Consider the following 12,401-nt stretch of genomic DNA (forward strand, 5'->3'; position numbering starts at 1 on the left):
GCTCCGTCCCGGCCCGGGACCGTTGTCCGGGGCGCCCCATAGGATCCCTCCGGTAACGCTCGTTAACCGGAGGGGTGCAGTCATGACCGTCATGTCCGAGCAGCGGTTCGGGGAATACGTCGCCGTACGGGTCCACGAGGGGCAGGAGCACGTCGCCGAACTGGTTCTGGACCGGCCGAAGGCGATGAACGCGGTGTCCACGGACATGGCCCGCTCGATCGCCGCCGCCTGTGCCGCACTCGCCGCCGATCCGGGCGTACGGGTCACCGTCCTCACCTCCAGCCATGAGCGGGCCTTCTGTGTGGGCGCGGACCTCAAGGAGCGGAACTCCTTCACCGACGCCGAACTGTTGCGCCAACGCCCCACCGCCCGCGCCGCGTACACCGGCGTGCTCGAACTGCCGATGCCGACGATCGCGGCCGTCCACGGCTTCGCGCTCGGCGGAGGATTCGAGCTGGCCCTGTCCTGCGATCTGATCGTCGCCGACCGCACCGCCGTGGTGGGCCTGCCCGAGGTGTCCGTCGGTGTCATTCCGGGCGGCGGCGGTACGCAGCTGCTGCCGCGGCGGATCGGTGCGGCACGCGCCGCCGAGCTGGTCTTCACGGCCCGGCGGGTGGAGGCGGCCGAGGCGCGCGACACGGGGCTGGTCGACGAGCTGGTGGAGGCGGGGCGGGACCGGGAGGCCGCGCTGGCGCTCGCGGGCCGGATCGCGGCCAACTCCCCGGTGGGGCTGCGGGCCGCCAAGCGGGCGCTGCGGCTCGGGCACGGCCTCGACCTGCGGGCCGGTCTCGAAGTGGAGGACGCCGCCTGGCGGTCGGTCGCCTTCTCCGGCGACCGGGCCGAGGGCGTGGCCGCGTTCAACGAGAAGAGGAAGCCGAACTGGCCCGGCGAGTAACGTTGCGTGTTCAAAGAGACACGCAGCGAATATTGTCGGTGCCCCAAACTGATCAAATCACCACAAAACTACATAAGCTGTAGCGATGGGTGGTGATGATGCGCGGCTGCGGGCCGTGGTTTCGCTTGCACAGACGATGGCGGCGGCACACACCCCGCGGGGGTCGTGGCGAGCGGCTGCGCTGGGGGCGTGCGAGGCGTTGGGCGGCAGCTTCGCCGCGCTCTCCGTGTGGGAGCGCGGCCCGGGGCGGCTGCGCGTGCTGGTCAACGCGGGCGAACGGGCCGAAGGGGAGGAGGAGTTCCCCGAAGACGAGGCGTACCCGGTGCACCAGTTCCCGGAGATCACCGAGTTCCTGCACGAACGGTGGGCCGGTGGCGGCGAACCGGACGCCTGGGTGGAGACCACCGACGGTCCGGTGGGCGGGATGCCGTGCGCCGGGGTGCGCGGGTACGGCCGCGGGTACTGCGAGCAGCGGGTGGCCGCGCTGCGCCGGCGCGGGCGCGGCTGCTGCGTGGTGGCGCCGATCGTGCTGCACGGGCGTGCCTGGGGCGAACTGTATGTGGCCCGCCCGGTGGGGGAGCCGGTGTTCGGGCGGGAGGACGCGGACTTCGCGACCGTGCTGGCCTCGGTCGTCGCCGCCGGGATCTCCCAGAGCGAACGGCTCGAAGAGGTCCGCAAGCTCGCCTTCACCGATCCGCTCACCGGGCTGGCCAACCGCCGGGCCGTCGATGTACGGCTCGACGAGGCGGTGGAGCGGCACCGGGCGGACGGAGCCGTGGTCAGTCTGGTCGTATGCGACCTCAACGGTCTCAAGCGGGTCAACGACACTCACGGCCATGCGGTCGGGGATCGTCTGCTGGAACGTTTCGGCTCGGTGCTGTCCCGTTGTGGGGCCATGCTGCCCGGTGCGCTCGCGGCCCGGCTGGGCGGCGACGAGTTCTGTCTGCTCGCGGTGGGGCCGGAGTCGGACGACGTGATCCGGGTGTCCGGTGAACTCTGTGAACGGGCAGCCGAGTTGGAGCTGGGCGACGGGGTGGCGTGCGGGATCGCCTCGACCGGCGATCCGATCGGTCCGGTGGTGTCGGCGCGGCGGCTGTTCCGGCTGGCGGACGCGGCCCAGTACCGGGCGAAGGCGGCCCGTTCCACCGGACCGGTGGTGGCAGGGCGCGACGGCGAGGTGATCCGGCTGGCCGACGCGCCGCCCAGGTCCCCGCACGACCGCCGCCATCTGCGCGGCAGCCGTCCGTGACCGCACCGGCCCCGCACCGGCGGGGCCGGTGCGGGCGGGGCCGTCATCGTGTGACAGATCGGTAAGGGGTCAACCGTACGACCACTAGTGACATGAAGGGATTCAGTCCGTACGCTTCTGAATATGGATATGCACACAGTCGTGGTGGGGACGTCCGGTACCACCGCCCAGGACGTCATCGCCGTGGCCCGCGGCAACGCCCGCGTCGAGCTCTCCGCGGCGGCCGTGAGCGCACTCGCCGCCGCCCGCGAGATCGTGGACGCGCTCGCCGCCAAGCCCGAGCCGGTCTACGGCGTCTCCACCGGCTTCGGGGCGCTGGCCAGCCGGCACATCGGTCAGGACCTCCGCGGCCGGCTCCAGCGCAACATCGTTCGCTCGCACGCCGCCGGCATGGGGCCGCGGGTCGAGCGCGAGGTCGTCCGCGCCCTGATGTTCCTCCGGCTGAAGACACTGGCCTCCGGGCGCACCGGCGTACGGCCCGAGGTCGCGCAGACCATGGCCGACGTCCTCAATGCGGGCATCACCCCCGTCGTCCACGAGTACGGCTCGCTCGGCTGCTCCGGCGACCTGGCCCCGCTCTCCCACTGCGCACTGACGCTGATGGGCGAGGGCGACGCGGAGGGCCCCGACGGCACCGTGCGCCCCGCAGGCGAACTGCTCGCCGCCCACGGCATCACCCCGGTCGAGCTGCGCGAGAAGGAGGGCCTCGCCCTCCTCAACGGCACCGACGGCATGCTCGGCATGCTCGTCATGGCCCTCGCCGACCTGAGGAACCTCTACACCTCGGCCGACATCACCGCCGCCCTCTCCCTGGAGGCGCTGCTCGGCACGGACAAGGTCCTCGCCCCGGAACTGCACGCCATCCGCCCGCACCCGGGCCAGGGCGTCAGCGCCGACAACATGCTGCGGGTGCTCGCCGGATCCGGCCTGACCGGCCATCACCAGGACGACGCCCCACGGGTGCAGGACGCCTACTCCGTGCGCTGCGCGCCCCAGGTCAACGGCGCCGGACGCGACACCCTCGACTACGCCGCGGTCGTCGCGGGCCGTGAGCTGGCCTCCGCCGTCGACAACCCCGTCGTCCTGCCCGACGGCCGGGTCGAGTCCAACGGGAACTTCCACGGTGCCCCCGTCGCGTACGTACTCGACTTCCTGGCGATCGTCGCGGCCGACCTCGGTTCGATCACGGAGCGCCGCACCGACCGGCTGCTGGACAAGAACCGCTCGCACGGGCTGCCGCCGTTCCTCGCTGACGACGCCGGTGTGGACTCGGGCCTGATGATCGCTCAGTACACCCAGGCCGCCCTGGTCAGCGAGATGAAGCGGCTCGCCGTCCCGGCCTCGGCCGATTCGATCCCGTCCTCCGCGATGCAGGAGGACCATGTCTCCATGGGCTGGTCGGCGGCGCGCAAGCTCCGTACCGCCGTCGACAACCTCGCCCGGATCGTCGCCGTCGAGCTGTACGCGGCGACCCGCGCCATCGAACTGCGCGCCGCCCAGGGCCTCACCCCCGCGCCCGCCTCGCAGGCCGCCATCGAGGCGCTGCGCGCGGCGGGCGTCGAGGGCCCGGGGCCGGACCGCTTCCTGTCGCCGGACCTGGCCGCGGCGGACGCGTTCGTCCGTGCCGGCGGGCTGGTCGCCGCGGTCGAGCCGGTGACCGGGCCGCTGGCCTGAGGGCTGTCCCGCCCTCAGGGCCTCTCGTTCGAATCAGGCGGACAGGGCGTCGGCACGGCCCACCGGGGCCGATTCGGTGCGGCGTACCGAGCGGGTGACGAACGCGGCGCCGATGCCCAGGAACGCCATGCCGCCGATCAGATATGGGGTGGTGTCGAACCCGGCCCCGGTGTCGGCGAGCCTCGGACCGGTCGCGGTGCTCCCGGCGGCGTCGGCCGGCCGGTTCCGTGAGTCCGGTGCGCCGGCCGGTTCGACCGTCGCGTTGGCGGAGGGTACGAACCACAGGGCGGCCAGTAACGTGCCCGCGGCGGTGGCGGTCAAAAGTGGGCGGCGAGCAGCGGCCACGGAATCGTTCCCCCTTGTCACAGCCGTGAGTCAGGCCTGTACGCCGATGCTAGTGAGATCAGCGGGTCGTGGGAAAGTCGCACGTGCGGGGCGCTTACGCTCCGGCGCATGAGTACTTCTGAGTCATCGCGCTTTGTCCGGCTTCGGATCGACATGGTGGTGGAGATCACGGACCCCGCCGCGCTGAGCGGCACCGCACTGGAGTCCATCGCCGCCGAGTACGGGGAACCCGGCGGTGAGTCCGCCGAGGAGCGCATCCGGGCCGAGGCGGCCGTACGGGAGGACGGCGCGGAGGCCCTCGCCTCGCTCGTCGACCCGTTCGACCTGGTCGGAGAAGTGCCGGGGGTCGAACTCGCCCAGGCGTCGTGGAGCAGCGAGACCGTCGACTACGACCCGGACGACCCGGACACCTGGGACCTCGACGACGAGGCGGACGACGAGAACGGTGAGGGGGACGAGAACGGTGAGAATGACGAGAACGGTGAGGGGGACGAGAGCGACGGCACGGGGGACGAGGACGACGTCCCGCACAATGGGGTGGACGACCAAGAGCGCGGCGGCGTGAGCGGTGGTGCGGGACGACGGGTCTAGCAGGCGCGGTGTGCACGGCCCCGGTCCGCTCCCGGCGCACCGGGGCCGTGGCACGTACCGGTCGCACATACGCGACCGGCGCCGGGAACCATCGCTGCCGCGTACGCGTCGATGAGTGTTGTTCCCCACATCTTCCTTGGATGTGGAACGGAGGACCCTTTCTATGGGTTCTAGGAACATTGACGGTTTCGCCGGTCGACGGCGGCTCCGCTCGGGGTATTTGGGGATTCGGCAACGATGGAGAAGCGTGTGATGACGGGAAGCAAGCGGCGCAGGGGTCTGGTGGCCGCGTCCGCACTGCTCGGCGGCGTTCTGGTGCTCACTGCCTGCAGCGACGGGAGCAGCGCCGACGGCTCGAAGAATTCGCAGGCGGCGGCCGACAAGGCGGCCGCCGAGGACGCGTCGGAAGCGCAGATAGCCATCGCGCCGAAGAACGGCGCGACCAACGCGAGCATCAACAAAGACGCCAAGGTCACCGTCACCAAGGGCACGCTCTCCGAGGTCACCATGACCACGTCGGCCGGTGCGGCCGTCAAGGGCACGCTCGCCGCCGACGGCAAGAGCTGGAAGCCCGACGGCCAGCTGGAGCGCTCGACCACGTACAAGATCAGCGCGACGGCCAAGGACTCCAAGGGCCGCGAGGCGCACGAGAACACCTCCTTCACCACCGTGTCGCCCGCCAACAGCTTCATCGGCAACTTCACGCCCGAGGACGGCTCCACCGTCGGCGTCGGCATGCCGGTCTCGATCAACTTCAACAAGGCGATCACGGACAAGAAGGCCGTCCAGGACGCCATCACCGTGACCTCCAGCAGCGGCCAGGAGGTCGTCGGCCACTGGTTCAACTCGCAGCGCCTCGACCTGCGCCCCGAGAACTACTGGCAGGGCGGCTCCACCGTCACGCTGAAGCTGGCGCTGGACGGCGTCGAGGGCGCGAAGGGCGTCTTCGGTGTGCAGCAGAAGACGGTCACCTTCAAGGTCGGCCGCAACCAGGTCTCGACGGTCGACGCCAATACGAAGACGATGACCGTCACCCGGGACGGCAAGACGGTCAAGACCATTCCGATCTCCGCCGGTTCCTCCGCCAACCCCACGTACAACGGTCAGATGGTGATCTCCGAGAAGTTCCAGGAGACCCGGATGAACGGTGACACCGTCGGCTTCGGTGGCGAGTACGACATCAAGGACGTGCCGCACGCCATGCGGCTGTCCACCTCGGGCACCTTCATCCACGGCAACTACTGGAGCGGCTCCGGCGTCTTCGGCTCGGCGAACACCAGCCATGGCTGCGTCGGCCTGCAGGACGCGAAGGGCGCGGGCGACGCCAACCAGCCCGGCGCCTGGTTCTACAACAACTCCATGGTCGGCGACGTGGTCATCGTCAAGAACTCCCCGGACAGGACCATCACCCCCGACAACGGCCTCAACGGCTGGAACATGAGCTGGGCCGACTGGAAGGCGGACTCCGCGGCCTGACCTGCGGCACCCACCCCGTCCGCAGCTCCCGCAGTCCCTTCCCGAATCCCGTACGGAGGCGGCGGCACCCGGATCCCCTCGGATCCGCGGTGTCGCCGCCTCCGGCGTATGCGGGCGTTGTATGCGGGCGTTCTCATCTGGCTCGCATCGTGGCCTCGACCCGCCCTCACTCCTCGCGGCCCGTACTCCGCCCAGCCAGCGCCGCACCCCCATTAGTCTCGCAGTCATGACTGCCGCCATCACCGCCATGATCACCGCAGTGGCCGGGGTGCTCGGCACCCTCTTCGCGCCGGTCCTCGCGCAGCGGATGACCGATCGCCGGCGGGTGGAGCAGGCCCGACTCGATGGCGAACAGCGGAAGTTCGAGGAACGGCGTACCCAGTACACGGCCATGAACCGGGCCTCCCGGCAGTTCCACACGCTGCTCAAGGACGCCCTGCACCGCATCCGGGACGATGTCTACACCGAGCAGGAACGCACCCAGCTCGAAGAGGCCCGCCTCGACCACCGCGACCGCTACGCCGAGGCGCAGATGATCGTCCCGGAACGGATATTGCAGGCGTCCCGCGACCTGAACAGGGTCCTCGCCGCCGGTGACGCTGCCATCAAACGCCTCGACCGGGGCGTGGCCCGCGACGGCGAGAGCGTCGAACGGGCCCTGGAGGACCTGAAGGCGGCCGACCCCTGCCTCGACACGATGCGGCACCTGATGCGCCGGGACCTCGGCGTTACCGACTGAACCGCCCGGTGGCGCCTCAGAGCCTGTCGGGTGACCTCTGATCGGGCGGCCACGCCCTGGCACGCACGCTTCCCGCGTTGCCGAAATGCCCAAGTAGCTCCTTCCCCAAGCTCTCAGCTTCGTTCGAGCAGGGGATACCCCATCCCAAGCTCTCGGCTTCGTTCGAGCAGGGGAGACCCCATCCCAGGACATCCCGGCGCCTTGGAATCGCACGCACCAGACCGCGTCCGCTACCCGATCGAAGGTCACCCGACAGGCTCTCAGCAGCCCCCGAACGGCCACAGCCGGTACCGCGAGTCCAGCCGGTACTCGCCGCCCCGCGGCACCGTGAGCCGCGTCCACTCGCCGTCCTGCCGCAGGCAACCGCCGCCGTCGGCCCGCAGCCAGGGCGAGTACGCGATCCGTACCGTCACCGATCCGGCCGCGGGCATCCGTACCACCATGGAGGCGTCGTCGCCGCGTACGACGGTGCCCGGTGCCGAGACCAGCGGAACGGCGTCGCGCACCCGGTAGATCCGCCACCCGGCGTCCTGCCACACCGGTTCCAGCCAGTCCGTCCCGCGCCGGACGATCTCCGCCTCCGCCTCCGCCGGGCCGTCCGGCCTGCCGTTGTGCAGCACCACGAGGCCCACGCCCCACCGGTCCAGCCAGGCGCGGTACGCGGCCGGGGTCGGCCCCTCCCCGTAGAACAGCCGCCCGCGCTCCACGTCGAGCTGCCGGTTCCAGCCGCGGGCCATGTTCACGTAGGGGGCGAGGACGTCCGCCTCCCGGTGATTGCGGGCCGGAACGACCTCCACCCGGGTCCGGTCGGCACCCAGCCGGCGCAGCTCGGCGACCACACCGTCGGTGTGGGCCGCCCAGCCGGGCACCGTGTGGGAGACCCGCAGATCGTCATCGGTCTTGTTGATCAGCCAGCCGGTGTTGAACGCGAGCATCCCGACGAGCAGGGCGGCCCGCACCCGCGGCAGCCGGCCGCCCCGTGGCCGCCCCGCCAGGACGGCCAGTGCCGCCGCGAGCAGCACGGGCGGGCCCGCCACCCCCACCAGCCGCTCCACGTTCGTCCCGATGGGCGAGGGGATCAGGAAGGTCAGGACGACACCGACCCCGTACACCGCACTCGCGAACCGGACCACCCGCCAGCCGCCCTCGCGCGGCGCCCCGAGCCATACGGCCGCGCAGGCGGCCAGCGGCATCCACAACTTCCCCACGGCCATCGGCTGTTCGCCCGTGAAAGGGAACAGCACAGTCGTCGTCGCGACCACCACGAACGGCGGCACGAGCAGCACGGCCGCCCGCCGCCACTGCCGGTCGAGCCCGTACGCCGCACCCACCACCACCAGGAACAGCCCCGCCACCGGACTCGCCGCCGTCGCCAGCGCCGCACAGCCCGCGGCGACGGCCGTACGGTGTCGCACGTACAACAGCGCGACCAGCCCGATCGCCACGCCCAGCGCGAACGTCGTCCGCCCGGACGCGACATTGCACCAGAGCACCAGCGACCCCAGCACCGCGACCGCGACCGGCCACCGCACCCCTGCCCGCACACAGAGCCGCCCCAGCGCCCACGACCCGCCGAGCCCGGCGGCGACGGTGACGGCCCGCACCCCGAACACCGCCATGAGCGGCGGCGTCAGCAGGCTGTAATTGGCGGTGTGCGTCCCTCCGTACCAGGAGAGGTTGTACGCGGACCCGGGGTGGCGCGACGCGAAACCGGCCCAGGCGAACTGCGCCGCCAGATCACCGCCGCCGGTGGCCAGCACCAGCGCCCACAGCACGTACAACGGCACGACGACCAGCACGGCGACACCCGGAACCCACCACCGCGCGGCCTCTGTGACCGCCGGGCGCGGACCGGCACCGGGCCGTTCGCTCCGCCGCTCGTGCGTCGCCGTTCCCTCGGTGGTCTCCATCCCGCAAACCCTAATGGGACGGTGAGAACCGCACGATGGTGGAGCTGGCTCCACCACGGACCCGGGAGACCGGTCCCTCGTGGCGGCGGATACGGGCCGGGAGGATGGAGACGTCACGGAACACCGTCGACATCGGCCCAGCCACGAAGGATCCCCATGAAGGCCCTGCTCTGGATCGTGCTCTGCGCGGCGCTCGCCGCGAACGTCTCCCTGAACTTCCTCACGGAGGACAACGGCCTGCACATCGCCCTGAGCGTCGTCTCCGGCGTGGTGGTCCTCGCGTCCGGAGCGGGGCTGTGGATGCGGCGCCGTACCGCGCAGCCGTAGACCGGGTCCGGGAGGGGGCGTCCGGGGCGGGGACGTCCACGATGGGGACACCGTGGACGGAGATCAGGGACCACTGGGACAATCGTGCTGCCACAACGGTTCTGTACGTCGCTTTCGTGAGCGCAGAGCGCGCGATGTCCGGGCGACGCCCTCAATGGCGAGGGGGACCGCTGGTGCCCCCGGGACGGGGGCACCTTCGCGCGCGATCCCGACCCACGGAAGGTCTTGACCACATGAGTGTCATCGAGCCGCTGTACGCGGAGATTCTCCGCCGCAACCAGGGTGAGAAGGAGTTCCACCAGGCGGTACGGGAGGTCCTGGAGACCCTCGGCCCGGTCCTCGAAAAGCGACCGGAGTTCGTGGACGCCCGGATCATCGAGCGCGTCTGCGAACCCGAGCGCCAGCTCATCTTCCGCGTGCCGTGGTCCGACGACTCCGGCGACATCCACGTGAACCGCGGCTTCCGGGTCGAGTTCAGCAGCTCGCTCGGGCCGTACAAGGGCGGGCTGCGCTTCCACCCCTCGGTCAACCTCGGCATCGTGAAGTTCCTCGGCTTCGAGCAGATCTTCAAGAACGCGCTCACCGGCATGCCCATCGGCGGTGGCAAGGGAGGCGCCGACTTCGACCCGAAGGGCCGCTCCGACGCCGAGATCATGCGGTTCTGCCAGTCGTTCATGACCGAGCTCCACCGCCACCTCGGCGAGTACACCGATGTTCCCGCGGGCGACATCGGCGTCGGCGGCCGCGAGATCGGATACCTCTTCGGCCAGTACAAGCGCATCACCAACCGCTACGAGTCCGGAGTCCTCACCGGAAAGGGCCTGGGCTGGGGCGGCGCCCAGGCACGCACCGAGGCGACCGGATACGGCTGTGTGCTCTTCACCGCCGAGATGCTCCGCAGCCGGGGCGAGTCCCTCGACGGGCAGCGCATCGCCGTCTCGGGCTCGGGCAATGTCGCGATCTACGCGATCGAGAAGGCCCAGCAGCTCGGCGCGACCGTGGTGACCTGCTCCGATTCCGACGGCTACGTCGTCGACGAGAAGGGCATCGACCTCGCCCTGCTCAAGGAGATCAAGGAGGCCGGCCGCGGCCGGGTCTCCGAGTACGCGGAGCGCCGCGGCGAACATGCCACGTTCGTCCCCGGCACCGGCCTCTGGAACGTCCCCTGCGACGTGGCCCTGCCCTGCGCCACCCAGAACGAACTGGGCGAGACCGACGCCCTGGCGCTCGTGCGCAACGGAGTGAAGGCAGTGGCCGAGGGAGCCAACATGCCCACCACACCGGAGGCCGTACGCGTCTTCCAGGAGGCGGGCGTCGCCTTCGCCCCCGGAAAGGCGGCCAACGCGGGCGGCGTGGCCACCAGCGCCCTGGAGATGCAGCAGAACGCCTCACGCGACTCCTGGACGTTCACCCACACCGAGGAGCGTCTCGCGGAGATCATGCGCCACATCCACGACTCCTGCCACAGCACCGCCGAGCGCTACGGCAGCCCCGGCAACTACGTGGTCGGCGCCAACATCGCCGGCTTCGAGCTGGTCGCGGACGCGATGCTGGCACAGGGGCTGATCTGACCCGCCCGTCCGTTCAGTGACGGTTTCGGCCCGGCCGCCTCGTACGACCGGGCCGAAGCCGTGTCGGGCGGCCCCCACGGCACCGCGCGGCGCGCGGCGCGCGGCGCCGGAAGGTCTCCGCCGGACCCGTGTTCACGACCACCACCGCGAAGAACACCAGGCTTCCACATCCACGCCGCGCACGGCATTCGCACAACGAATGGTTGTGCTTGCCCGCTGCTCGGTTGTTTGAACTCTCCTTCACTCACTCGCTTTGATGCCGGTGGCCGACGTGCGGTGGTTCGGATCGGGGAGAGACGTGGCGGGTAGGACGGGCAGGCGGGCGCTGGGGCGGCGATTCGGCTGGTTGTGGGCGGCGTACGCGGTCAGCGCGTACGGCACGGGATTCGGGTTCGGCGCGTTTCCCCTGATCGCGGTCCTCGTGCTGCACTGCGGGCCGACCCAGGTGGCGGTGCTGGCTGCCGCTGGGCGGGCCGTGGGAGCCCTGGTCGCGGTGCCGCTCGGTCCCTGGGTGGAGTTCCGGCGCAAGCGGCGGGTCATGATGGCGATGGACCTGACCCGGTTCGCGGCGCTGATGAGCGTCCCCGCCGCGTTCGCGCTCGGCCTGCTCAGCTTTGCCCAGCTCCTCGTCGTCTCCGTCGTCGTCGCCGCGGCCGACATCGCCTTCAGGGCGGCGAGCGGTGCGTATCTGAAGGCGCTCGTACCGCCGCAGGACCTGCTCGTCGCGAACGGCCGGTTCGAATCCACCTCGTGGACCTCGACCATGGTCGGACCACCGCTCGGCGGGGCCGCGATCGGGCTGTTCGGCCCGATGGCGACCGTGGTGGCCGATGCCGTCAGCTACCTGCTCTCGGCGCTGGGCATCCGCGCCATCGGCGGGACGGAACCGCGCCCCGAGCGAACCGGTGCACCACGGCTGCGAGCAGGCGATCTGCTCGAAGGCTGGCGCTACATCCTCGCCCACCCCACACTGCGTCCGCTGCTCTTCAACGCGATCGTGGTCAACGGCCTGATCATGGCCTCACAGCCGCTGCTCGCCGTACTCCTGCTGGGCGACCTCGGGTTCGCACCCTGGCAGTACGGTCTCGTGTTCGCGGCCCCCTGTGTGGGCGGCCTCGTCGGCTCACGCCTCGCGCACCCACTCGCGGTGCGATTCGGGCAGCACGGGGTGATGCTCATCGCCGGGGCGCTGCGTGCGTGCTGGCCCGTCGGACTGGCATTCGTCCAGCCCGGTGTCCCGGGGATCGTGCTCATCATCGCCGTCCAGTTCGGCCTGGTGACCTGCTGCGGCCTGTTCAACCCGGTGCTGGCCACCTACCGGCTCGACCGGACCGACCCCCAACGGGTCGCCCGCACCCTGTCCGCCTGGTCGATCAGCAGCAGCGCCGCCATCGCGGCCATGACCGCCCTGTGGGGTCTGCTGGCCGCCGTCACCGGCCCCCGCACCGCGATCGCCGCCGCCGGGGTCCTCCTCCTGGCCACCCCGCTGCTGCTCCCGCGCCGCGAGAACGCGCCCCGGAACGAACTCACCGGAGACCGGAAGATCAGCGATCCCGTCTGAGGCCGGAGCCTCACCCAAGGCCCACCGCCTGCCCCGGTGCCGGCGAATGCCACCAAGTCGCCT

11 protein-coding genes are annotated in these 12,401 nt (G+C 71.0%); 9 read left to right on the top strand and 2 right to left on the bottom strand.

What is annotated here, in order from left to right:
• Positions 1 to 82 precede the first annotated feature (82 nt).
• The 3 genes from ACF08M_RS19000 to hutH all read left to right on the top strand — a co-directional run bounded on the left by ACF08M_RS19000 (position 83) and on the right by hutH (position 3,818).
• Complete coding sequence (locus tag ACF08M_RS19000) at positions 83 to 895, top strand: enoyl-CoA hydratase/isomerase family protein (RefSeq protein WP_392186395.1); 813 nt, start codon at positions 83 to 85, stop codon at positions 893 to 895.
• A gap of 85 nt (positions 896 to 980) precedes the next feature.
• Entirely contained in the window at positions 981 to 2,144 is a 1,164-nt protein-coding gene (locus ACF08M_RS19005; RefSeq protein ID WP_392186396.1) for a diguanylate cyclase domain-containing protein, read from the top strand.
• A 123-nt stretch (positions 2,145 to 2,267) separates the two neighbouring features.
• Complete coding sequence (gene hutH / locus ACF08M_RS19010) at positions 2,268 to 3,818, top strand: histidine ammonia-lyase (RefSeq protein ID WP_392186397.1); 1,551 nt, start codon at positions 2,268 to 2,270, stop codon at positions 3,816 to 3,818.
• A 33-nt stretch (positions 3,819 to 3,851) separates the two neighbouring features.
• Here hutH and ACF08M_RS19015 read toward each other — a convergent pair whose 3' ends face one another.
• Entirely contained in the window at positions 3,852 to 4,163 is a 312-nt protein-coding gene (locus tag ACF08M_RS19015) for a hypothetical protein (protein WP_392186398.1), read from the bottom strand.
• A 108-nt stretch (positions 4,164 to 4,271) separates the two neighbouring features.
• On the opposite strand from ACF08M_RS19015, the gene ACF08M_RS19020 reads away from it, so the two are divergent.
• The 3 genes from ACF08M_RS19020 (at position 4,272) to ACF08M_RS19030 (ending at position 6,969) form a co-directional block, all read left to right on the top strand.
• Complete coding sequence (locus ACF08M_RS19020; RefSeq protein ID WP_392186399.1) at positions 4,272 to 4,754, top strand: hypothetical protein; 483 nt, start codon at positions 4,272 to 4,274, stop codon at positions 4,752 to 4,754.
• 237 nt (positions 4,755 to 4,991) lie between these two features.
• Positions 4,992 to 6,230, top strand: coding sequence for an Ig-like domain-containing protein (locus ACF08M_RS19025; protein WP_392186400.1), 1,239 nt, complete (start codon positions 4,992 to 4,994; stop codon positions 6,228 to 6,230).
• Positions 6,231 to 6,456: 226 nt separating this feature from the next.
• The gene (locus ACF08M_RS19030) at positions 6,457 to 6,969 is read left to right on the top strand and encodes a hypothetical protein (protein WP_392186401.1); all 513 of its coding nucleotides are present in this window, start codon (positions 6,457 to 6,459) and stop codon (positions 6,967 to 6,969) included.
• Between the two features lie 260 nt (positions 6,970 to 7,229).
• Here the strand turns inward: ACF08M_RS19030 and ACF08M_RS19035 are convergent, their stop codons facing one another.
• Positions 7,230 to 8,879: a hypothetical protein gene (locus ACF08M_RS19035; RefSeq protein ID WP_392186402.1), complete on the bottom strand. Its 1,650-nt coding sequence runs from the start codon at positions 8,877 to 8,879 to the stop codon at positions 7,230 to 7,232.
• Positions 8,880 to 9,035: 156 nt separating this feature from the next.
• On the opposite strand from ACF08M_RS19035, the gene ACF08M_RS19040 reads away from it, so the two are divergent.
• The 3 genes from ACF08M_RS19040 (at position 9,036) to ACF08M_RS19050 (ending at position 12,338) form a co-directional block, all read left to right on the top strand.
• Positions 9,036 to 9,206: a hypothetical protein gene (locus ACF08M_RS19040; RefSeq protein ID WP_392186403.1), complete on the top strand. Its 171-nt coding sequence runs from the start codon at positions 9,036 to 9,038 to the stop codon at positions 9,204 to 9,206.
• Positions 9,207 to 9,439: 233 nt separating this feature from the next.
• Complete coding sequence (gene gdhA / locus ACF08M_RS19045) at positions 9,440 to 10,777, top strand: NADP-specific glutamate dehydrogenase (protein ID WP_392186404.1); 1,338 nt, start codon at positions 9,440 to 9,442, stop codon at positions 10,775 to 10,777.
• Between the two features lie 256 nt (positions 10,778 to 11,033).
• On the top strand, positions 11,034 to 12,338 hold the full coding sequence (locus ACF08M_RS19050) for an MFS transporter (protein WP_392186405.1): 1,305 nt from the start codon (positions 11,034 to 11,036) through the stop codon (positions 12,336 to 12,338).
• Positions 12,339 to 12,401 lie beyond the last annotated feature (63 nt).

This window comes from Streptomyces sp. NPDC015032, from assembly GCF_043080425.1.
Lineage (GTDB): Bacteria > Actinomycetota > Actinomycetes > Streptomycetales > Streptomycetaceae > Streptomyces.

Coding starts and splice junctions, on each gene's coding strand:
- ACF08M_RS19030 (WP_392186401.1), top strand. CDS start 6,457: ATGACTGCCGCCATCACCGCCATGATCACCGCAGTGGCCGGGGTGCTC.
- ACF08M_RS19040 (WP_392186403.1), top strand. CDS start 9,036: ATGAAGGCCCTGCTCTGGATCGTGCTCTGCGCGGCGCTCGCCGCGAAC.
- ACF08M_RS19020 (WP_392186399.1), top strand. CDS start 4,272: ATGAGTACTTCTGAGTCATCGCGCTTTGTCCGGCTTCGGATCGACATG.
- ACF08M_RS19000 (WP_392186395.1), top strand. CDS start 83: ATGACCGTCATGTCCGAGCAGCGGTTCGGGGAATACGTCGCCGTACGG.
- ACF08M_RS19035 (WP_392186402.1), bottom strand. CDS start 8,879: ATGGAGACCACCGAGGGAACGGCGACGCACGAGCGGCGGAGCGAACGG.
- gdhA (WP_392186404.1), top strand. CDS start 9,440: ATGAGTGTCATCGAGCCGCTGTACGCGGAGATTCTCCGCCGCAACCAG.
- ACF08M_RS19005 (WP_392186396.1), top strand. CDS start 981: ATGGGTGGTGATGATGCGCGGCTGCGGGCCGTGGTTTCGCTTGCACAG.
- hutH (WP_392186397.1), top strand. CDS start 2,268: ATGGATATGCACACAGTCGTGGTGGGGACGTCCGGTACCACCGCCCAG.
- ACF08M_RS19025 (WP_392186400.1), top strand. CDS start 4,992: ATGGAGAAGCGTGTGATGACGGGAAGCAAGCGGCGCAGGGGTCTGGTG.
- ACF08M_RS19050 (WP_392186405.1), top strand. CDS start 11,034: ATGCCGGTGGCCGACGTGCGGTGGTTCGGATCGGGGAGAGACGTGGCG.